This window comes from Culturomica sp., from assembly GCF_003524185.1.
Taxonomy (GTDB): Bacteria; Bacteroidota; Bacteroidia; order Bacteroidales; family Marinifilaceae; genus Culturomica; species Culturomica massiliensis.
This window is the reverse complement of the sequence record NZ_DOED01000001.1, coordinates 1-23215: the sequence shown is the minus strand read 5'-3', so window position 1 is coordinate 23215 and position 23215 is coordinate 1. Positions and strand designations below refer to the sequence as shown.

Genomic DNA, 23215 nt, shown 5'->3' with positions numbered 1-23215 from the left:
AAATCAAAAATCGTAAATCGTAAGCGTCCCCTATATCACAGCTTTTCGTATACGCACTAATTTTTCCAACAATCCTTCCATCAAATCCAGACGCAACATATTTGCTCCGTCAGACTTGGCACAAGAAGGATTACTATGGGTTTCGATAAACAAACCATCGGCACCGACAGCAATTCCTGCTTTAGCGATGGTCTCTATCAGTTCCGGTTGTCCGCCGGTCACTCCGCTTCCCTGATTGGGTTGTTGCAAGGAGTGTGTCACATCAACCACAACCGGACAATGACAACTGTCCTGCATAATCCGTATTCCCCGGTAATCGACGATCAGGTCCTGATAGCCGAATGTCGTACCCCTCTCCGTCACCATAACATTCTGATTGTGGGAATCCCTTACTTTCTGCACAGCAAAACGCATCGCATCCGGTGAAAGGAACTGTCCTTTTTTTATATTAACCAATTTTCCGGTTTTGGCAGCAGCAACCAATAAATCGGTTTGCCGGCACAAAAAAGCCGGGATCTGCAATACATCTACATAAGGAGCTGCCAGCTCTGCATCTTCCGGGGAATGAATATCTGTTACCACAGGAATTCCGAATGTTTCCTTCACCTTTGCCAGTATCTTCAATGCTTTTTCATCTCCGATACCGGTGAAAGAATCAATCCGGGAACGGTTGGCTTTTTTAAACGAACCTTTAAACACATAGGGTATATCCAGACGTTCGGTAATTTTTACGACATGCTCTGCAATCTGCATGGCCATTTCCTCTCCCTCAATCACACACGGCCCGGCCAAAAGAAAAAACATGTCCGACTGCTTAAATTTTTCCAATACTTCCATATATTTTAATTGTAAACTTTAGATTCCAAACTAAACAAAGAGTTATAAAACGATTCTAACTGTAGATTGCAGATCAGCCATCATGCCGCACCTATACCGATCATCAGTTCTAAGGCCATACCCTGCTACCTGACAAAAATCTATTCAAAATCTATTTATATTTCCTTTTCCACCAATTTTTCAATCGTTCCAGTATTTTCACCTCTTGCGTATTGTTTTGAGGTTTATAAAAAACAGCCGTCTTCACCTCCTCAGGCATGTATTCCTGATCGACGAAATTCCCTGGAAAATCATGGGCATATTTGTAATCTCTCCCATAATTCAATTCCTTCATCAGTTTTGTCGGAGCATTTCTCAAATGCAAAGGTACCGGTACATTTCCCGTCTGCCTTACCAACCGGATGGCTTCGTCAATCGCCAGATATGCCGAATTGCTTTTCGGAGATGTTGCCAGATAAATCAGACATTCCGACAGGGGAATACGGGCTTCCGGCATTCCGATTTTATGTACGGCCTCAAAACATACATTTGCAATCAGCATGGCATTGGGATTCGCCAAGCCAATATCTTCCGAAGCGGAAATAATCAGTCGCCGGGCAATGAATTTCGGATCTTCTCCTCCCTCCAACATCCGGGCCATATAATACAAAGCCGCATTCGGATCACTCCCCCGGATCGATTTTATCATAGCCGAGATGATATCATAATGCTGCTCACCGTCCTTGTCATACATCAAGGGATTTTCCTGTAACTCTTTACGGACAATCTCATTATCAACAATGATCTCCTTTCCTGTCTGGGCATTTACCACCAATTCCAGAATATTCAGCAATTTCCGGGCATCTCCGCCACTAAAAGAAATCAAAGCCTCCTTCTCCCTGACCTGTATATTTTTCTCTTTCAGGTAAAAATCTTTCGTAATCGCCTTATCGACCAATTCTTCCAGATCGGCTTTTTCCTGCGCTTTCAGAACATATACCTGACAACGGGATAAAAGCGGTGAAATCACTTCAAAAGAAGGATTTTCCGTCGTTGCCCCGATCAAGGTAACTGTTCCTTTTTCGACGGCAGCCAACAAAGAGTCTTGCTGTGCTTTCGAAAAACGATGGATTTCATCGATAAACAAAATCGGATTAGGCGTATTGAAAAAACGCTGGCTTTCAGCTTTCTGAATCACCTCCCGCACATCTTTCACCCCGGAGCTCACAGCACTCAATACATAAAAGGGCCTTTTCAATTGCTCGGCAATAATCATCGCCAGGGTTGTTTTCCCTACCCCCGGAGGTCCCCACAAAATAAACGACGACACCACGCCCGATTCTATCATCTTGCGCAATACTTTCCCCTCTCCTACCAAATGCTTCTGTCCGATATAATCATCCAATGTCTTCGGACGCATCCGTTCTGCCAAAGGTTTATTTTCCATAACCCAAAATCCTTATCTTTTTGCAAAGATAAGGATTTAAGGATAAAAGGAAGGTACCCCTTCCGCTTATTTTTTCGATGTTCCGCTTTCCAGAATACTGACGATAGAAAACAGACAAAAACAAATAGCTCCTAAACCGGTCAGTACCCTTGCCGGTACGAAAAAAGCATTATCATATAGTCCTTCTTCAAAAAGAAAGGCTGCTAAAAACAAACACAAAAGGGCCGTAATGACCGGAATTAAAGGAATTCGATTGGCTAATGCATACTCTTGCCGCCATACCTTAGCTAACAACAAAACTTTACTGGAAATACTGAAACATACCAATCCCAAACCGATCATAATAAATCCGGTGGTATTAGCCGCATTTCCGATCATAGCCAAGATCAGGACAATCCCCCAAATGACACTGATCGTTCCGAAAAAAAAGACCAGCTTAGGCCAGAATTTACGATCCTGTTCCGCATAATCGTTCCGGATCTGGCGGGCAATACTGGCCACCAAAGCCACTAAACTGGACGCGATACAAGCCAAACCTCCCATCACCGTGCCGGCAACCAGATAAGCCGAACCCAAACTCGTCCGGGAAAGTAAAACGATACACCATACCCAGGCTGTCAAGGCAAACAAAACCGTTAAAACAATCAAAATTTTTTCCGTCACAGCCGTAAATCCTTCTTTATTGATCTCCGTGCTTCCTGAATGGGAATTTTGCGGAATCAGATAGAATTTCGTCGAAGAGGTCGCCGCTGTAGATACACAAGCCGTGATCAGAGCAACGCCGCATATCACATGTCCGGAAACGAGGTAATTAGTCGTCCCCAGCCCAAATATCCATATCCCTGAAATAAAGGTTACAATAGCCACCAGATATCCGAATCCGGGAAGCAGATATTTAAACACGGGACGATAAGTGTGAATCAATTGCCGTATTATTGTTCCGGCTGTAGCAAACAAAGCCAAACAAATCGCCCCTAAAAAGAATACGACAGGGCCCGCCACATATTTCGCCGGATCCGGTCCGTAAAGAAATATGAAACCTCCCAGAAAAAAGCAAATAAAAGCCATAAATACCGGAATGGCCCTGAACAAAACACTGATACCGTAATTCATCATCTTAAAATTAAAGTTATTTACTTACCAATTTCACCTCATATACGCTGTGATTATTTCAAAAGTTGCTCTTTCCGTATACTTCCGTTAGATGTTTTTATGTAAAAATCAAGTCATTAAATCTTTTCGCATTTGTTTCTATGATTCCTTTTTTATAAATTTGCAGCATGCTGAAAGAATCAGAACATCCTTTGAGGCAAATATTCCGGAAGTTTACAAACAAATATACATTTGTCGGACTTCTCTTTCTGGTATGGATTGCCTTCTTCGACAGAAACAGTTTCGTCGAAAAGGCACAACTACGCAGTAAAATCACGACACTGACAAAAGAAAAAGAATACTACCAGAAAAAAATAGAAGAAGACAACCGCAAAATGAAAGAACTATTGAGTAACCGCGATAATCTCGAAAAATTTGCCCGGGAACAATATCTGATGAAAAACAGCAACGAAGACATTTTTATCATCATAGACAAATAAGGACGTGGGTAGAATTTTAGCCATTGATTACGGGAAAAAAAGAGTAGGCATTGCAGTTTCCGATCCCGGACGTATTATCGCCACTGGTCTTCAAACGGTCCTTTCGCATGAAGTCTTAAAATTTCTCCAGGATTACACGGCCAAAGAAACAATCGATCTTTTTGTAGTCGGCTATCCCAAGCAAATGGATAACACCGACTCGGAAAGCATGATCTATGTAAAACCGTTTCTCACAGCCTTGAAACGTAAATTTCCCACAATTCCGATAGAAATGTTCGATGAACGCTTTACTTCGGTTATCGCCCACAAAGCCCTGATCGAAGGAGGAGCTTCTAAAAAGAAACGCCAGGATAAAGCTCTCATAGATACAATGAGCGCCACCTTGATCCTTACATCCTATATGGAAAGTATAAGAATAAAAAACAACCGATAAATACAAATTAATTATGTTATTACCCATACTCATATACGGTCATCCGACCTTAAGAAAGGTGTCCGAAGACATTCCGACCGACTATCCGGACTTAGACAAATTCCTCAAAGACATGTGGCAAACCATGGAGGAATCGGACGGAGTAGGGCTGGCCGCTCCTCAAGTCGGTAAAAATATCCGTATCTTCGTAGTCAATGCCGACGCCTTTGCCGATATCGACCCGGATTGCACGGGATTCCGGAAGGCTTTCATCAATGCCCATATCCTGGAACGTACGGGAGAAGAAATAAGCCGGAACGAAGGTTGCTTAAGCGTTCCGGGTATTCATGAGGATGTAAGACGAAAAGATAAAATCCGGATTGCATACCGGGACGAAGACGGAGTGGAAAGAGAAGAAGAATACGAAGGTATTAAAGCCTGGATCATACAACACGAATACGACCACCTCGAAGGAATACTCTTTACCGACCACCTGTCCGGCTTAAAAAAGAGACTGTTGAAAAATAAACTCAACAACATCAGTCTCGGCAAATTTAAAGCCACATACCGGGTTATTTTACCCAAGTAAAAAATTACACACCGGGACGGACTCATTGTGTAATTTTGGATCGACGGCTTCGGGTTGAATCCCTGGGATTTCGCAGATAGATTTATAATTAGGCGTCCAATAAAAATGTAATTTAAAATTTGCAGAATTTACAATTCTTGCTTTTACAAACAGGATTATGTGCTTAATCTAAAATTTGTAATTTATCTGCGGAATTTTCCCATCCGTTTTTCCCGGATTTTTTGTAACTTGTATACCTTAAGTTTCAAATCCGGATTTTTTATGGTGTAAACAATTTTCGTCATCGCACGCCTTTCCTAATACCTCTGATGCTGCTAGCCGGAGGTATAGCACTTGCTCCTGTTTTCCGTATACCGGCCATCGTATTCTATCCCTTTCTGAGTACAGCCTTTTTATGCGGTATATTCTTTTTTAAACACTCCTTTTCCGGTATACTCCTACACATTTCCATTCTCCTTTGCGGACAGCATTTAACGATACCTCCTCCCTTCCATCCGGATACGTCTGACATTTCTACTTTACATTGCCGGTGCAAAGAAGTCCTTTCTTCCAATAGCTATATTCTATCAGTAGCAGACCGGCTTTTGTATCTCCGGTTGCCGGACACAGCTTACAATTACCGGGCAGGAGACTCGTTAACGGTACAGGGACGGCTGATCCGGCTTAAAATAACAGCCAATATTGATGCTTTCAACTACAATCGCCACCTAAAGCAAAAAAACATTCATTTTCGTATATATCCCGTCGCTCCGGTTATTAAAACCGGACATTCGACAAATCTGTATACTTTTTTTCAAGACATCCGGCAAAAATTAATCTCAAAGATTGACCGTCTGATTTCCCTTCCCCGGCAACAAGCTGTCGTCAAAGCACTATGTCTGGGATACAAAAATGAATTGGATAAAGATACCCGTACCCTCTTTTCTTCCACCGGAACCATTCATCTTTTGGCAGTATCCGGACTGCATACCGGAGCTGTCTACCTGTTACTTTGCTATTTTTTCAGATTTTTGGGATTGAAACACCCCAAAAGTCATTTAGTCATCATCCCCTTACTTTGGTGCTATGCCTGTCTTACAGGTCTGTCACCTTCCGTTATCCGGGCCGCTAACATCCTCTCGTTTATCATCATCGGCAAGGCTTTTGCCCAAGATTATACCCCGCTTAATTCTATAGCAGCCTCAGCTTTTTTCACACTGATATTTCAACCGGAAGCCCTTTATTCCATCAGTATGCAAATGTCATACGCCGCTTATACTGGTATCGTTCTTTTATATCCGCTTTCCAAAAAATTTTCTTCTCATATACCGGCATTCCTGAAACCGGTATATGCCCTGCTTAGTGTCACTTTATCGGCTCAACTGGCAACAGCCCCCCTAAGCATTTACTATTTCCATACTTTCAATCCGAGCAGTCCCCTGATCAATCTCATAGCCGTACCGCTCACAACCCTGCTTTTTTACATTGCTTTACTCACACTGTTACTACCTTTATGTATCGGACTAAAAATAAATTTCATCACCGAATACCTGTGCAGTACATTATTCTTCTGCCTCGATAAGTCCGGCATTTCCTATCTGAATATGAACAATCTTTATCCCACAATAGGACATATTCTATTCTTTTACTTTCAGTTATTTCTGCTTGTTTTTTATTTGTCAGAACGTAAAAAAGCGGTATTCCGGTTGCTCCTTCTAAACTGCTGTTGCTGGCTGATATACATTTGCTTTTTTAATATACATATCCGGAATCGCCGGGAAATTATTACTTACCACCTGTATGGGAAAAGTTGTATTTTATTGAATCACAACGGTTATTACACCTTCCTTCACAATACCTCCGATTCATCCGACCGGGAAACGATATACCCTTATATCCATTACAACCGGCTTCTTTCCTCCAAACGGGAGTTTACAGGAACAGATTTTTTACACCTGTTTCCGCAATTTATAAACAAAAAATACGACATCGGTTTAATAACATCGGATAAGGATTTTCCGTATCCCAATACAAGCTCATGGATTGTCAGCGATAATATTTTCCCTGATCAGATCAGAGACACGTCCCTGCTTCCCCGACAAATCATCGTGGACGCATCCAACCGTTCCACCTGTATCCGGAAATGGGAATCTTTTTGCCGAAACCACTCCATCGCACTTTTAAAGACCGAAGAATATGGATCCATACGAATTCCTTTAAAATAAACTTTTTATACTTGTAAATATACAGTCATCACACAAAAATGAAGTTTTTTATACAAAAAATAAATAAATAATCTTTTATCATCGAAATCAAAGGCAATTAGTTTAAATTTGCGACCTTGAACACACTATAAAAAACATATTCATGAATATCGTCATCGCAGGAGCAGGAGCTGTCGGAACGCATCTGGCAAAGATGCTCAGCAGGCAGGAACATAATATATTACTCATCGACTCAGACCAGGAAAAGGTCGAAGCCCTCGAAAGTCAACTGGACATAATGTCGGTTGTCGGCTCATGTACTTCTATCGGTGCACTGAAAGATGCTGAAGTCGGTAAATGCGATCTCTACATTGCAGTAAATCCTCTGGAAGACCAAAATATTAATTCCGCTATCCTGGCTAAAAAGCTGGGAGCGAAACGCACCATCGCCCGTGTCAACAACAGCGAATACCTGGAGAGCGAAAATGCAGAATACCTGAAATCCATCGGCATCGATACCCTGATATACCCCGAGCGTCTGGCTGCGGAAGAAATTGTAGCCTCCCTCAAACAAATCGGTTCACGTCAACTGCACGAATTCTCTGACGGCCGTCTGCAATTGATCGGTATAAAACTGTGGGATAAAGCGCTTATTCTAAATCATACACTGGCCAAGATGGGCGAAATATACGGGGCAGATCAGTTTCGGCTGGTAGCCATAAAACGCGATAACAAAACATTGATTCCCCGGGGAAACGATGTTCTGAAATACGGAGACCTTATTTTTGTCGTTACCAAACCTTCGTTCATCCAAAACGTTTTTGCCCTTTGCGGTAAAGAACAATTCGAAATAAAAAATATCGTTATTGTCGGGGCTTCCCGCATCGGTATCAAAACAGCCTCATTGCTGGAAAAACATTACAACGTCAAAATCATCGAGAAAGACCGGGAAAAATGTATCCAACTGGCCGATAAACTGAAATATACACTCATTATTAACGGGGACGGTCGTGACCTCACCCTGTTGCGTGAAGAGGGCATCAAAAACATAGACGCTTTTATCAGTGTCACAAAATCTTCGGAAACCAATATTCTCTCCTGTTTACTGGCCAAAAAAATGGGAGTAAAGAAAAGTGTCGCCGAGGTGGAAAACATCGATTATATCGACCTGGCAGAAAACATCGGTATCGGAACACTGATCAATACAAAATTGATTGCGGCCTCACACATTTACCGCTATACGATGAATGTCGATGTCAAGCATTTGAAATTCCTGACCTTTTCCGAAGCCGAAGTATTCGAATTGCAAGCTGAAGCCGGTTCAAAAATCACCCGGCACCAGTTGAAAGACATGAATTTTCCGGAAGATGCAACAATCGGCGGCATTATCCGGGGGAACACGACTATCATAGCCAAAGGAGACGTACAAATCCAGGCCGGTGATAACGTTGTCGTGTTTGCGCTTCAAAGTGCCATTAAAAAAGTCATTAAGTATTTCCAGAAATAATGATAAATATACGATTTATCACAAACATCATCGGCAAGCTATTGCTCATCGAATGCGTCTGTTTTCTATTGTGCGTATTGATTTCCCTTTTGTATGGGGAAAGTGACACCTTGGCATTTCTGTATTCCGCTATCATTACGGGTATTACAGGAATGTGTATGGCCTATATTGTAAAGGCTCCCGATCAGATACTGGCCAAAAAAGACGGTTATTTTACCGTCACCTGTATCTGGCTTTTTTTCTCCCTTTTCGGCTGTTTGCCTTTTATTATCGGCAACACCATTCCCTCTTTCACCGATGCCTTTTTTGAAACCATGTCCGGTTTTACAACAACCGGTTCCTCTATACTTAACAACATAGAGTCCTTGCCCCATGCTACACTTTTCTGGCGGTCGATGACCCAATGGCTGGGAGGTTTGGGGATTGCCGTACTCTTTTTAGCCATCCTGCCGAGCCTCGGTATCGAAGGACGGGATCTATACGTAGCGGAAGTACCCGGCCCCACACACAATAAAATGGCCGCAACCTTTTATTCTTCTGCCCGGAAACTATGGCTGTTCTATTTATCCTTCACCGCTTTGGAAACGATTCTGCTCATGTTCGGCGGCATGTCTCTTTTCGACGCGATATGTCATTCTTTCAGCACTATGGCAACAGGAGGATTCTCGACCAAACAAGATAGTATTGCTTATTGGAACTCCCCGTACATCCAATATGTAATCATGTTGTTTATGTTTATCGCAGCCATCAATTTCGGCCTCTACCTGACAGCTTTAAAAGGAGATTTCAAAAGAATATTTCATGATGAAGAACTCAGGTGGTATACCATTATTATTGCCGTATGCAGTATCGTCATTGCTTGCGGCCTTTATTTCAACGGATGGGCCGGTGCGGAAAAATGTTTCCGGGATGCAGCCTTCCAGGTCGTAACAATCATGACGACAACCGGTTTTGCAACGGCCGATTACTTGTTATGGCCGACCTTGTTAGGCTTACTTATTTTCGTATTGATGTTTATCGGCTCCTGTGCCGGCTCGACTGCCGGAGGTATTAAGGTCGTCCGTGTCGTTCTGTTATTCAAGAATTCTTTCACCGAAATGAAGCGGATCATCCACCCCAATGCTGTCATTAACGTCAAATACGACGGTAAAAGCGTACACCCTACAGTTATGACCGGAGTAATGGCCTTCTTCATTCTTTTTATGATTGTATTCAGCATCGGAAGTATCATTATGGCTATATTTACCGACGACATTGCTACGGCCTGTAGTGCTGTCATCAGTTGTATGAGCAATATCGGTCCCGGATTCGGTTCTATCGGCCCGATGGACAATTTCTCACACTTAAGCGATGCCGCCAAACTATTCTGCGCAGCCCTGATGCTGATCGGCCGCCTCGAAGTATTCACCGTATTGGTATTATTCAGCAAAGCGTTTTGGAAAAGATAAAAGAAAGCTTGTAAACTAAAAACAGGAAGTGAATCAGAGAAAGCCATTCCGGCTTTGATTGATGACTAATGATTTTTGATTATCAACACTTTAGCAAATTCATCCCACACAAAATCGAAAAACTTCAGATTAGCTTTATGTGATTAATCCAAAATCAGACAACTTCCGGTTAAACGATCAAAATCTATCTCTTTCTGTCCTCAATTGTAAATCAAAAACTCCAATCCAAAACTCTCTTATTCTTCGACATTACCGCCTGCCATATCCAGCAATTCGGTCGTAATACCCTGCTGCCGCAGTTTATTATATTCCAATTGTAAACTTCCCAATAATTTATAAGCATTATCACTGGCCATTTGCATGGCTATAATACGAGTGGCTTGCTCGGAGGTCTGATTTTCCAAAAATGCCTTATAAAACATAGTTCGTATAATCAGCGGATAGAGTATCTCAAAAATTTCCCGGCAATCCGGTTCATAAATATAAACCCTGGGAAGATTCGGACGGTCGGGGCCTGACTGTTCTTCCTGCTTACGACCGAGCAATGGCAACAATTGCAAACGGGTAACAATTTGAGTCCCACGGCTCTTATAATGAGTATATATGACTTCCACCTTATCGACATCTCCTTGTAGAAAACGGGCGATCAACTCATCCGTCAAAACTTTGACTGCTTCCGGATACTTCTTCTCTATAAATAAATCCGTACTCTTCTTATAGTCGATATTTTGCATTCGCTTGACATATCCGACCATCTTTTTTCCGATCGGATATACTTCCGGATGCTGAATACCCAGTGAAGCATATTCCCGGATCGTTCCAAGAAGTTCCTTGTATAAATTGATATTAAAAGCCCCGCACATTCCCTCATCAGAGCCAAGACATATCAAAGCCACCTGCCGCACAGGACGTATTTTCCGCAAAGGCGATTCGTAATCACAATCCTTTTCGTTGACGTGCGCCAATATGGATTGCAATTGCTCCTCATAAGGCAGAGTGCGGTTTAAGGCAATCTCTGCTTTACGCATCCGGGCAGAAGAAATCATCTTCATCGCCGCAGTAATTTTTTGAGACGATTGCACCGAATTGATCCTTCGCTTCAGTTCACGCATTGTGGCCATAACTTCTCTTTTAAATACTCTATATGAATGATATATTCACGGTAATCCCAGTCTGTTCCCAGAGATCACCGGATCCAATCGTATATATTACATCTTAAAACGTTCGCTGACTTCCTTAGCAACGGCTGTCATCAACTCTTCTACCTTATCGTCCAGGATACCTTCTTTCAAACGATCGAGTACCTCTTTCCGATAACGGGCATTCAACAATTCCAGATATAACTTTTCAAAATCCGATACATGATGCAAAGGGACATCTTTCAACAAACCCTGCGTTCCGCAATAGATCACGGCTACTTCTTCCTCTACCGGCATTGGAGCATACTGCGGTTGCACTAACAAACGGGCATTTTTACGTCCCTTATCGATCACCATTGCCGTTACAGGGTCCATATCCCCACCGAATTTAGAGAAGGCCTCCAATTCCCGGTACTGAGCCTGATCGATCTTCAATGTTCCGGCAATTTTTTTCATCGATTTCAACTGGGCATTACCTCCCACACGTGACACCGATATGCCGACATTAATAGCGGGGCGCATCCCTTCATTAAATAAGGTCGTATCCAGGAATATCTGTCCGTCTGTAATTGAAATCACATTGGTCGGAATATAGGCAGAAACGTCCCCGGCCTGCGTTTCAATAATCGGCAAAGCCGTCAACGACCCACCCCCTTTAATCATAGGTTTCAACGATTCGGGTAAATCGTTCATCTGAGCAGCAACATCGTCATTGGAAATAATACGGGCTGCCCGTTCCAATAAACGGGAATGCAAATAAAAAATATCTCCCGGATAGGCTTCCCGTCCGGACGGACGCCTCAATATCAGGGAGATCTCCCGGTAAGCTACGGCCTGTTTCGAAAGATCATCGTATACGACCAAAGCATGTCGTCCGCTATCCCGGAAATACTCTCCGATAGCAGCTCCGGCGAATGGGGCGTAGTAACGCATGGCGGCAGAATCCGAAGCATTGGCAGCAACGATGATACAATATTCCAAGGCACCTTTTTCACGCAAGGTATTCACCAAAGTAGCCACCGAAGAAGCTTTCTGTCCGATAGCGACATAAATGCAGTACACAGGATCCCCATTCGTAAAATTCGCTTTCTGATTGAGAATCGTATCTATGGCAATGGCTGTCTTTCCCGTTTGCCGGTCTCCGATAATCAATTCCCGTTGTCCTCTTCCGATCGGAACCATCGAATCGACAGCTTTAATACCCGTTTGCAAAGGTTCTTTTACAGGTTGACGGAAAATCACCCCCGGCGCTTTCCGGTCCAAAGGCAACTCGATTGTATCCCCGGCAACAGGGCCGGCACCGTCAATCGGATCTCCCAAAGTATTCACAACCCGTCCCAACAACCCATCTCCGACACGTATTGAAGCAATATGCCCTGTACGTTTCACCGTAAAATTCTCTTTCACCCTGTCTCCTGCATTCATCAGGATAACCCCGACATTATCCTGTTCCAGGTTCATCGCCACTCCCCGCACTCCATTCTCAAATTCAACCAACTCACTGGAACGCACATTGTCCAATCCGAAAACATGGGCTACACCGTCACCGACCTCCAACACCGTACCCACCTCCTCAAAAGCGGTTTTCGTATCTACGCCCTTGAGCTGCATTTCCAATATATCCGAAACCTCATCCAATTTACTCATAACTTCAACTTATTAACTGTTTATATCCTCTAGCCCAGTAAACCTTTCCGTATCTGTTTCAACTCTCTCCGCACGGAAACGTCTAACTGTTCCGAGCCGATCCTGAGTATAAATCCGCCTATAATCTCCGGATTGACAGTTGTCGTAAACTCAACCGTAAATTTCGTCCGTTCGGTTACCATAGCCTTGATTTTATCGATAACTGCCGCCGAAAGTTCTTTGGCTGTCGTTATATTCACCAGGATAATTCCATGTGCTTTACGATACATATCCTCGTATATCAGAGCAATTGTCCGCATATAGCTTTCCCGGTGGTTCCGGATCAACAAACGAATTGCCCGGATATAAGCCTCTCCGGGTTCAATACCGATAGCCGTTGAAAGCAGCAATTCCTTATCCTTCGGTGAAAGAACCGGGTTGAGCAAAGCTTTCTGTAAATCCGGATAGGCCGTATAATTTTCCAGGAACAGTTGCATCTTTTCATAGACCATCCCATCTACCCCCAATTCCTTGGCATACCGGAACAACGCTTTGGCATAACGCTGTGAAATCAATCCCTCGTTCATCTATTTACTCAATTTTTATTCTCCAGTTCATCCAGGTATTTTTCGACCATTTCCTCCTGAGCTTTATTCCCGTCCAGATTCTGACGGATCACTTTCCCGGCGATTTCCAGCGATAATTTCCCGACCTGCCGGCGCATCTGTATTTCAGCCTCTTTTTTCGTTTGCTCGGCAACCAGACGGGCAGCGTCCAGAATTTTCTGCGCCTCGGTAGTTGCAGATTTTTTAGCCTGCCCGACAATATCATCCTTCAAGCGTTGCGCTTCCTGAAGGATTTCCAATTGTTTGCGCTGAGCATCTGTCAAAAGAGTTTGCGCATCATATTCGGCTTGCTTTTTCAACTCGATAGCCTCTCGTGCCGAAGCAACCCCCTTATCGATATAAGCGGCCCTTTCTTCTACACTCCGGATAATAACCGGCCAGGCATATTTAGCTAAAATACCGAACAAAGCCAGAAAAACAACCAGCATCCAGAAAATCAACCCGAATTCCGGTTCGAATAGTGCCATATTTTTTCTTTTTTATACGGGAATAAATACCCGTCATCTACCAATTGATATATTACATGTCTTCTTTCTCCGAAAAGACAACAGAAAACATAAAGCCTGATCGCTCTGCGGACCTTATCGCATGTTATTGAATAAACAAAGCCAACACACACACGATGATTGCAAAAAGTGCCACTCCTTCGATCAAAGCTGCAATCACAATCATATTCGTCCGGATATTGTTTGCCTCTTCCGGCTGACGGGCAATAGCATCCATCGCGTTAGCTCCGATTTTACCAATTCCGATTCCGGCTCCGATAGCTGCCAAACCAGCTCCGATACAAGCTCCGATTTTAGCCAGACTTACGCCGGCTGCCACCTGTAATGCAATAATACTTAACATACATTCTTGTTTTTAATTGTTACAAATTTTTCCTATTGTCAAAAGTCAACCCAGCGCTGTAAAAACAGCTTCTGATAATTCGGGTCAGCTTTCTATATTTACACTTTTCTTTACATGCTCATGAGTTTCAGGACGCGCAAGACTGATAAAAATCGTCGATAACATCATAAATACATAAGCCTGTATAAAACAAATCAAAAAATCAACCAGATTCATAAATACGGCAAACAATACGGCTATAACCGTAGAACCGGCCGTCACAGCAGCTCCCCACGCCCCGAAAACAAAGATAAGGGAAATCAATACCAAAGTAATCAAATGTCCGGCCAGCATATTGGCAAACAACCGGATCATCAAAGCGATCGGCTTTGTAAAAACACCGAAAATCTCGATAACCGGCATAATCGGCAAAGGCAATTTCAACCACCCCGGTACATCCGGCCACAACGTTTCCCGCCAATATTTCCTCGTTCCCGATAGATTGACAACCAAAAAGGTACATACAGCCAATACCAAAGCGACCGAAATATTTCCCATCACATTGGCACCTCCCGGAAATACAACCATTAATCCCAAAACGTTGGAAAAGAGGATAAAAAAGAACAATGTAAGCAAATAAGGAGCAAAACGCCTGGCATCTTTTCCCAACACTGGTGCAATAACCTCATCATACACCATTCCGATAATCAATTCCATCAATCCGACTCCACGCCGGGGTGCTGTCAGCGGATTTCTCCTATACCAACGAACCAAGGGAAAAATGCAAAGCATCACGACAAACGCCGTAATCCATAAAGCCAGTACATTCTTTGTCACAGACAAATCCCAGGGTCGATACTGTTCTCCGCCTGCCATCTCTATTATTTTTCCGGCATACCGGCCTTCTGTAGCAATCCGGAATCCTTTATATTCCTGACCGTCCTGTATACGGCTCGAACTGAAACAATGCCAACCTTCCTTACCATATAAGATAATCGGTAAAGGAATGATCAGTTGCCTGTCGTGAGGTAGCTTAATACTCCACCCGTATTCATCGCCCAAATGCCCGAAAATAGTACTTTCCAAATCAAAAGATTTCTGTCCGCCGGACTCTTCGGCCCGAAGAATTTCCGGTGTAATCAGCAGCAATCCGAAAAATACCAGATATAGTATTATCCTCTTTTTCATTTTTTTACAGTCATCCCGATATTAATTTACACATACAGCGACCCAGTTATCCCGCACCTCCACAATACCCCCCTCTACAACAACCCGTTTTTCCACCCCATTCACAACATATACGATTTCACCTTCCGCCAATGTTGAAATCAAAGGAGCATGTCGGTCCAGCACAGTAAAAGGGCCACAACTTCCCGGCAATGTTACCCGGTCAACCGGACCGTCGAAAAGAATCTTTTCCGTGGATATAATGCGTAATATCATACTCTCGATTTATTGACCAGATTTATTTTCAATTCTTCCCGGCTTTTTCCAGCATCTCTTTTCCTTTTTGAATCGCCTCGTCTATCGTTCCGACATTCATAAACGCCTGTTCCGGATATTCATCCATCTCTCCGTCCAGAATCATCTTAAAGCCCCGGATCGTTTCTTCCAAAGGAACCATTACACCGGGTATACCGGTATATTGCTCGGCCACATGGAAAGGCTGGGACAAGAAACGCTGTGCCCGTCTTGCCCGGGCAACCACCATCTTATCTTCATCCGACAATTCATCTACCCCCAGAATAGCTATAATATCCTGTAACTCATTATAATGCTGCAACAAACCGATAACCTGCTGAGCTACATTATAATGCTCTTCCCCGACAATATTCGGGTCAAGAATACGGGAAGAAGATTCCAACGGATCGACTGCCGGATAAATTCCCAACTCCGTAATCTTACGACTCAAAACCGTCGTTGCATCCAAAAAATTAAACGTCGTTGCCGGAGCGGGGTCCGTCAAGTCGTCTGCAGGCACGTAGATAGCCTGTACCGAAGTAATAGAACCGTACTTTGTAGAAGCAATACGTTCCTGCAACTTACCCATTTCCGAAGCCAGTGTAGGCTGGTACCCGACAGCCGAAGGCATACGTCCCAACAAAGCCGAAACCTCCGAACCGGCTTGCGTGTATCTGAATATATTATCGATAAAAAGCAATATCTCATTACCGCCTTCATTCGAATCCCGGAAAGACTCCGCTACCGTCAAACCAGACAAAGCGACCCTCAAACGGGCTCCGGGGGGTTCGTTCATCTGCCCGAACACCAAGGTTGCCTGGGATTGATTTACTTTCTCCATATCAACAGTCTTGACATCCCAGTTTCCCTTTTCCATCTCTTTCAGAAAAGTCTCTCCGTAATTGATGACATTCGACTCGATCATTTCCCTTAACAAATCGTTTCCTTCCCGGGTCCGCTCCCCGACACCGGTAAATACAGAGTAACCATTATGTCCTTTGGCAATATTATTGATCAATTCCATAATCAGCACAGTCTTACCGACACCGGCACCACCGAAAAGACCGATCTTCCCCCCCTTTGAATAAGGCTCCAGTAAATCGATAACCTTAATCCCCGTATAAAGGAATTCCTCAGAAATAGATAAATCTTTAAACTTAGGCGCTTCCTGATGAATCGAGCGGGTATCGCTATAATCCAGGGGTGCCAGATGATCGATCGCATCCCCGGTAACATTCATCAACCGGCCTTTAATCTGTCTTCCCGTAGGCATAGTAAGGGGACGTCCCAAATCCCAGGCCTTCATTCCACGATGCAATCCATCGGTCGTATCCATTGCCACGCAACGGACGGTATCCTCCCCTATATGTTGCTCCACTTCTACGATCAATTTCTCTCCATTGTCCCGTTCGATCCGAAGGGCTTCATAAATAGGTGGCAGACTATCTCCACCTTCTTCAAATATCACGTCGACAACAGGTCCGATCACTTGTGTAACGTATCCGAATTTCTCTGTCATATCTTTATTTACTTTCACCATAATTTCAATTCCTAATCCAGCTTCCGGTTGCAGATACTGAAAAATCCGCTTCACCTTCAATTTTCTCCATTCCGGCAAATGCAACTACCCACAAATCCTAAAACGTAAAAACATATCAAAAGTTACGAACGGTATACCTCAAAAATTATACCATTCACACAATATGTAATCATACATAACGAAATTTATACTATGATAACATACTCTCTCCGACAAGTATATATTTCAAGAAGCAATAGAGCAAAAACTCCAGGAACACGACGGCACTGAAGTTTTCTGTTATATGAGGCTATTAAACGATTAACTTAGCCAAAAAGAAGATATAAAAACCGTGAAGATGGCGTGTAGACAAAAAATCCCGAAATTGCCTGTTACCCCTATAAAAAGAAAGGCAAACCGTGAGATCATAAAATACATTATTTTTTAAGCGATACAAAAAAGAACCTCCTTTTCCCTGATTACCCTGTGATAAATTATCATCGGTCACCGGCGAAAATGCATTTTTTAAATGATGGTAAATCGTGGCCAGCTTCAACTGGAGAATACCTTGCTTGTTTCCTATCCGAACCACCTCATTTTCACTCTGTACCGGCACATTTTCTGATTGCTTTTCAACACCCTGAAAAGTCAGTAAGAAAAAAATGCTTGTTATACAAAGTAAAAATAACTTCATAATCGTCTCCTTATTTCTACAAAGCTAAAAAGAAGTTTCGACTTTTAAAACAAATCGGCTTCAAGAATTTGCAAAAGAATTTTATAAAACTGCAACCTATACGAGAGACAATACCAGTATCTGCGCCGTCAATACCCGTAAAAACATCGTAAGCGGATACACCGTGGCATAACCGACCGAAGGCATATCGTTACCCGCTGTTGTATTGGAATAAGCCAAAGCAGGCGGATCGGTTGTACTTCCTGCTATCAATCCCATAATCGTAAAATAATTGATTTTATATACAGCTCTGGCAATAATACCGATAATGATCAGCGGTAAAAAGGTAATGATAAAGCCATAGCCAATCCAGACAAAACCTCCTCCGTTAACAACCGTGTCGACAAAACCGGCCCCCGCATTCAAACCGACACAGGCAAGAAACAACGAAATCCCGATCTCTCTCATCATCAAATTAGCACTCATTGTCGTATAAGTTACCAATTTATAATGAGGACCGAACCGACTGATCAAAATCGCAACGATAAGCGGCCCACCCGCCAATCCCAGCTTTACGGGTTGCGGTATACCCGGAAAAGCAAAAGGAATACTTCCCAGTAAAATCCCCAAAGCTATTCCCATAAATATAGGTACTAAATTCGGCTCCCGTAAACGACGTAAAGAATTACCCAAAACTTTCTCCACTTGTGCAATAGCTGTTTCCGAGCCAACAACCGTCAACCGGTCGCCGATCTGTAACTGTAAACCGTTATGTGCTACCAGATCAAACCCGGCACGATTTATCCGGGTAACATTCACACCGTACCCGTTGCGCAGATGTATTTGCCCCAGAGTTTTTCCATTCACCTCTTCCCGGGTGATAACGATTCGTCTGGATACTAAATTAACATCCATTTTTTCCCAGTCTGCCCGGTGCATTTCAATCCTTTCTCCGATAAATGCCGTTATAACTCCTATATCCTGGGAAGCTGCAATGATAAACAACCGATCTCCTTGCTCCAACCGGGTATGCGGCTGGGCAACTTTCAGCTCGGCATCTCCATGAATGATACGGGAAATCACAAACTTTTTATCCATTAAAGCCGCCACCTCTACAATCTCTTTTCCGAACAAAGCCGGATTTTTTACCCTGACAGATATATGTGTCGCCCGATCCGTTTTAGCATCAGCCACGCTTTGCGCTGAAGCCAACTCTTTTTCAAAATTGATCCGGAACATATAACGAATCAAAATAATTGCCGATATAATCCCCACGACCCCCAAAGGATAAGCGACAGCATATCCCATCGCAATAGCCGGTTGCTCTGTGCCCATCATATCGTAATAAGCCTGCTGGGCAGCCCCCAAACCGGGAGTATTGGTCACTGCACCGGAAAGAATTCCAACCATCGTAGTTATCGGAATACCCGTTATAAAATGAATGATACAGGTGATCGTAACTCCCAGAAACACAATGCCCATTGCCAAAAGATTTAACGTTACGCCTCCTTTTCTGAAAGAAGAAAAGAACCCCGGTCCTACCTGTAAACCAATAGAATAAACGAAGAGAATCAATCCGAATTCTTGCAGGAAATGGAGCGCATGGGTATCCATCCGCATTCCGAAATGACTGAAAATAATCCCGACAAAAAGTATCCAGGTAATACCCAGGGATATGCCGGCAATTTTTATTTTCCCCAACCATATTCCGACAAATATAACCACAGCCAACAACAGTATCGAATGTCCGATTCCCGCTCCGAACAATAAATTATTTATCCATTCCATGCATTCATTTCTTTTGTGCCGCAAAATTAGGAATAAAAAATATATTTTTCCGAAAAATTTATATCTTTGAAAATCCTAAAAATGAAAAATGGAGCTTTTTAACCGTTTTCTTGTAAAATACAATGCGGCTTATATGGGCCTCTATGAGTGCTGGATTTGTTAACCCTGCACCGAAGTATACTTTTCTGTACCGAAATTCAATCTTGTATATTTATCAAACCTAAATTTATTAATATGTTTTCAAAAGAAACTTATATCAACAGACGCACACGTTTGAAAAAAGCAATAGGCAATGGGATATTGCTTTTCTTGGGAAATAATGAAAGTAGTATGAACTATGCCGATAACACCTATTTTTACCGGCAGGATTCGACATTTCTATATTATTTCGGTTCTGACTATGCCGGCTTGACAGCGGTTATCGACATCGACGATAACCGGGAAATCATTTTCGGCGATGAGCTGACGATAGACGATATCGTTTGGATGGGAACTCAACCGACGATACGGGAGAAAAGCGAGCGTGTCGGGATTTCAGATACCCGTCCGGCGAAAGAATTACAGACCTACCTTCAAAAAGCACAGGCCCAGGGACGCCGTATCCACTACCTCCCCCCTTATCGCGGAGGACATTATATCGCTTTACAGGAATTGCTCAATATCCCGCCCAGCCGTCAACAGGAAGGTGTTTCCATTGATTTTATAAAAGCCGTTGTCAATCAGCGGAATTATAAATCGGCTGAAGAGATCGAGCAAATCGAAGAAGCTGTTACCATCTCGGCAAACATGCACATCAAAGCCATGCAAATGATCCGTCCTGGCATGAAAGAATCCGAAATTGCTGCTGCAGTTACGGAAATTGCTTTACGCGATGAAGGGTATCTTTCTTTTCCGGTAATTGCAACTGTCAACGGACAAACCTTGCACAACCATCACCACGGCAATATTGTCCGGGAAGGAGATATGTTCCTGTTGGATGCCGGTGCTGAAAACCGGATGCATTATGCCGGCGACCTGTCTTCGACCTTCCCTGTCGGTAAACATTTCAGCGAACGTCAGAAAGAAATCTATAACATCGCTTTACATGCTCACCAAACAGCTGTGGCGGAACTACGACCGGGAATTCCTTTCAGGGATATACACTTGAAAGCTGCTGCCACCATTGTTGAAGGAATGAAATCCATCGGATTGATGAAAGGCGATGCTGCGGAAGCTGCGGAAGCCGGAGCTCACGCACTTTTCTTCCCTTGCGGCCTGGGACATATGATGGGGCTGGATGTACACGACATGGAAAATCTGGGTGAGGTATGGGTCGGTTACGACGGTCAGCCGAAAAGCACCTTGTTCGGTATCAAATCATTACGACTGGCGCGGAAGTTGGAGCCGGGTTTTGTCCTGACCATAGAACCCGGAATTTATTTCATTCCGGAATTGATCGACCGTTGGAAAGCTGAAAAACGCTTTACCGATTTCATCAACTATGATAAAGTTGAAAAATACAAAGATTTCGGAGGACTGCGCAACGAAGAAGACTATCTGATTACTCCGGAAGGCAAGAGAAGATTAGGTAAATATGTACCGACCACCATAGAGGAAGTCGAAGCCATGAGACAATAACAGCAATTCATCAATTAAAAAAATAAAAATGAAGACATTTATCCTATTTGTCCTACTCTTTGCATTCTTTCAGGGACAAGCTTGTACAGTAATCGTAGCAGGTAAAAAGGCAACCGTAGACGGAAGTGTACTCAATTCCCATACGGATGCGGGGGCCGATTGCCGTATCCGGGTTGTCCCCGGCCAAAAATTTGCCAAAGACGCCAAAGCTCCGGTATATTACGGAATACAACGGGTAGACTTACCCTTGAACGATAACGGAAAAATTTTAGGCTACATCCCGCAGGTAGAACAAACCTTCACCTATTTTCAATCGGCTTATTCTCATATCAACGAGTATGAGCTGTGTATCGGGGAAAGCACCCTCAGCCAACGACCGGAATTACAGGTAGACCTCGAAGAAGGTGAACAAATCATGACCGTAGAACAAGCTATGATTTTTGCATTGCAACGTTGTAAAACCGCCGATGCAGCCCTTGAACTCATCACCTCATTAATGGAGCAATACGGTTTTCTGCCCTCTTGCGGACCGGAATCCGAATGCCTGACAATTGCAGATCCGGAAAAAATCTGGGTACTCGAACTTTTCAGTGTCGGAAAAGGCTGGAAAGCCGGAAGTGGTAAACCTGGTGTAATCTGGGCTGCACAACGCGTTCCGGACGACCATGTAGCTATCATTCCGAACTGGAGTATTATCAAAGAAATCGATCTCTCGAAACCGGACTATTTCAAAGCCTCTGCCAATTATATGCAGGTAGCCATCGACAGCGGCTGGTATGCTCCTGAAAGCGGCCAACCATTCATCTGGCAGGATATATATGCCCCCACTCCGCGGGAATGGGCTACCAATCGCTTCTGGCTTTTCGCAACAACATTTGCTCCTTCAACAGCACCGATGAAAAGCCGGAAAACTCAAAATCCCTTCGACAATTTGAACCAATACATACAGTTCGTCGAGCCTCTGAGTGTATATCCCTTCTCCTTTAAACCGGAAAAACCCGTATCGGTAAAAGATTTCATGGATTTCCAACGCTCTACCTTCAGCGGAACCATTTATGACAAAGAGAATGATGCCGCCTGGTATTATCCCGGCAAAGACAACAAGTTGGTAAAAAGCAAATTAGCGACTCCGTTCCCTTCGGGGGAGACGCAGAAACTCATGAAAACGACCCGCCGCCGTGCAGTTGCCAGAGTAGACGGAGAATACGGTATGGTTGCACAACTTCGTGCCGGCATGCCGAAAGGTATCGGAGGTATTTACTGGGTATTCCAGGACAATGCTTATACTTCACCTTATTTACCGATATTTACCGGAGTAACGCATATCCCCGAAATATATTCTACCTATGATCCCAAACAATACACAGACAATTCAGTCAGATGGGCCATTGACTTTGTAGATAACTTACTTTATCTGAACTGGCAGGACGGTAAAAAGGATTTAAACGATGCCCGTACCCCTTTGGAAAGTAATTTCTTTAAACGCAATACTGAAATTGAAAAAGAGTATGCGGAATTATATCAGAAAAATCCTAAAAAAGCTGCCGAACTATTGAACAAATATACCCAGGAATGTGCCGACGCAGTAATGGATACCTATGTCCGGCTGCGGAACACCCTTATTACCAAATATACAAATAATAAAATGAGATAATCGACTCCAGATTTTATAAACTGAACCCACCCACCCCATTAAATTCATAAAATTGAAAATGGGATGAGTGGGTTTTTAAATTAAATATTTTCAATTTTAATCGTCCCTGATCCAAACGTAACCTCTCCCATTAGTCATTTTATTCGCAAACATGCCGGCCATTAACCCGGTTTACAGCAACCGGCAATTCCCCAAATAGGACACGATTAAATTTAAATTGACAATACCCGATAAGTAAATAAAGATAAAACGCATTAACCCCAACCGAAAATCATAAACTACCTCTTCTA

21 protein-coding genes are annotated in these 23215 nt (G+C 43.3%); 8 read left to right on the top strand and 13 right to left on the bottom strand.

Features of this window, described 5'->3' with window-relative positions:
- Positions 1-30 precede the first annotated feature (30 nt).
- From kdsA to DD657_RS00095, 3 genes are all read right to left on the bottom strand, one after another.
- A complete protein-coding gene (gene kdsA / locus DD657_RS00105) occupies positions 31-837 on the bottom strand; it encodes a 3-deoxy-8-phosphooctulonate synthase (RefSeq protein ID WP_021986724.1) in 807 nt (268 codons plus the stop codon).
- 151 nt (positions 838-988) lie between these two features.
- Positions 989-2263, bottom strand: coding sequence for a replication-associated recombination protein A (locus DD657_RS00100; RefSeq protein ID WP_021986723.1), 1275 nt, complete (start codon positions 2261-2263; stop codon positions 989-991).
- A 66-nt stretch (positions 2264-2329) separates the two neighbouring features.
- Positions 2330-3376: a DUF2776 domain-containing protein gene (locus DD657_RS00095; protein WP_287047959.1), complete on the bottom strand. Its 1047-nt coding sequence runs from the start codon at positions 3374-3376 to the stop codon at positions 2330-2332.
- A gap of 167 nt (positions 3377-3543) precedes the next feature.
- On the opposite strand from DD657_RS00095, the gene DD657_RS00090 reads away from it, so the two are divergent.
- From DD657_RS00090 to DD657_RS00065, 6 genes are all read left to right on the top strand, one after another.
- The gene (locus DD657_RS00090) at positions 3544-3855 is read left to right on the top strand and encodes an FtsB family cell division protein (protein WP_068688646.1); all 312 of its coding nucleotides are present in this window, start codon (positions 3544-3546) and stop codon (positions 3853-3855) included.
- A 4-nt stretch (positions 3856-3859) separates the two neighbouring features.
- On the top strand, positions 3860-4288 hold the full coding sequence (ruvX, locus tag DD657_RS00085) for a Holliday junction resolvase RuvX (RefSeq protein ID WP_021986720.1): 429 nt from the start codon (positions 3860-3862) through the stop codon (positions 4286-4288).
- Between the two features lie 13 nt (positions 4289-4301).
- The gene (gene def, locus DD657_RS00080; RefSeq protein WP_021986719.1) at positions 4302-4856 is read left to right on the top strand and encodes a peptide deformylase; all 555 of its coding nucleotides are present in this window, start codon (positions 4302-4304) and stop codon (positions 4854-4856) included.
- Between the two features lie 308 nt (positions 4857-5164).
- Positions 5165-7060 carry a ComEC/Rec2 family competence protein gene (locus tag DD657_RS00075; protein ID WP_287047936.1) on the top strand — a complete coding sequence of 632 codons (1896 nt, stop codon included), beginning with the start codon at positions 5165-5167 and terminating at the stop codon, positions 7058-7060.
- A gap of 142 nt (positions 7061-7202) precedes the next feature.
- On the top strand, positions 7203-8546 hold the full coding sequence (gene trkA / locus DD657_RS00070) for a Trk system potassium transporter TrkA (protein WP_021986717.1): 1344 nt from the start codon (positions 7203-7205) through the stop codon (positions 8544-8546).
- Positions 8546-9994 carry a TrkH family potassium uptake protein gene (locus DD657_RS00065; RefSeq protein WP_287047935.1) on the top strand — a complete coding sequence of 483 codons (1449 nt, stop codon included), beginning with the start codon at positions 8546-8548 and terminating at the stop codon, positions 9992-9994. Before trkA ends, DD657_RS00065 begins: the two co-directional genes overlap by 1 nt.
- A gap of 236 nt (positions 9995-10230) precedes the next feature.
- On the opposite strand, the gene atpG is transcribed toward DD657_RS00065, so the two are convergent.
- The 10 genes from atpG to DD657_RS00015 form a co-directional block, all read right to left on the bottom strand.
- A complete protein-coding gene (gene atpG, locus DD657_RS00060) occupies positions 10231-11115 on the bottom strand; it encodes an ATP synthase F1 subunit gamma (RefSeq protein ID WP_021986715.1) in 885 nt (294 codons plus the stop codon).
- A gap of 87 nt (positions 11116-11202) precedes the next feature.
- Complete coding sequence (gene atpA, locus DD657_RS00055; protein WP_068688641.1) at positions 11203-12780, bottom strand: F0F1 ATP synthase subunit alpha; 1578 nt, start codon at positions 12778-12780, stop codon at positions 11203-11205.
- A gap of 29 nt (positions 12781-12809) precedes the next feature.
- Positions 12810-13346 (bottom strand): F0F1 ATP synthase subunit delta, encoded by a 537-nt coding sequence (locus tag DD657_RS00050; protein WP_068688639.1) that lies wholly within the window; start codon positions 13344-13346, stop codon positions 12810-12812.
- A gap of 8 nt (positions 13347-13354) precedes the next feature.
- Positions 13355-13852 carry a F0F1 ATP synthase subunit B gene (gene atpF / locus DD657_RS00045; protein ID WP_021986712.1) on the bottom strand — a complete coding sequence of 166 codons (498 nt, stop codon included), beginning with the start codon at positions 13850-13852 and terminating at the stop codon, positions 13355-13357.
- A 124-nt stretch (positions 13853-13976) separates the two neighbouring features.
- Complete coding sequence (atpE, locus tag DD657_RS00040; RefSeq protein ID WP_021986711.1) at positions 13977-14234, bottom strand: ATP synthase F0 subunit C; 258 nt, start codon at positions 14232-14234, stop codon at positions 13977-13979.
- Positions 14235-14318: 84 nt separating this feature from the next.
- Positions 14319-15401, bottom strand: a complete 1083-nt coding sequence (gene atpB, locus DD657_RS00035; RefSeq protein WP_287047934.1) for a F0F1 ATP synthase subunit A — start codon at positions 15399-15401, stop codon at positions 14319-14321.
- 21 nt (positions 15402-15422) lie between these two features.
- A complete protein-coding gene (locus DD657_RS00030) occupies positions 15423-15656 on the bottom strand; it encodes an ATP synthase F1, epsilon subunit (RefSeq protein ID WP_021986709.1) in 234 nt (77 codons plus the stop codon).
- 28 nt (positions 15657-15684) lie between these two features.
- Positions 15685-17193 (bottom strand): F0F1 ATP synthase subunit beta, encoded by a 1509-nt coding sequence (atpD, locus tag DD657_RS00025; RefSeq protein ID WP_021986708.1) that lies wholly within the window; start codon positions 17191-17193, stop codon positions 15685-15687.
- 313 nt (positions 17194-17506) lie between these two features.
- On the bottom strand, positions 17507-17887 hold the full coding sequence (locus tag DD657_RS00020; RefSeq protein WP_068688632.1) for a hypothetical protein: 381 nt from the start codon (positions 17885-17887) through the stop codon (positions 17507-17509).
- Between the two features lie 96 nt (positions 17888-17983).
- Positions 17984-19654 carry a putative transporter gene (locus DD657_RS00015; RefSeq protein WP_021986706.1) on the bottom strand — a complete coding sequence of 557 codons (1671 nt, stop codon included), beginning with the start codon at positions 19652-19654 and terminating at the stop codon, positions 17984-17986.
- A 234-nt stretch (positions 19655-19888) separates the two neighbouring features.
- Between DD657_RS00015 and DD657_RS00010 the strand changes: the two genes are divergently transcribed.
- Together DD657_RS00010 and DD657_RS00005 are read left to right on the top strand one after the other, a co-directional pair.
- On the top strand, positions 19889-21271 hold the full coding sequence (locus DD657_RS00010; protein WP_118773776.1) for an aminopeptidase P family protein: 1383 nt from the start codon (positions 19889-19891) through the stop codon (positions 21269-21271).
- Between the two features lie 28 nt (positions 21272-21299).
- A complete protein-coding gene (locus DD657_RS00005; RefSeq protein ID WP_287047933.1) occupies positions 21300-22925 on the top strand; it encodes a dipeptidase in 1626 nt (541 codons plus the stop codon).
- The last annotated feature ends 290 nt before the right edge of the window (positions 22926-23215 follow it).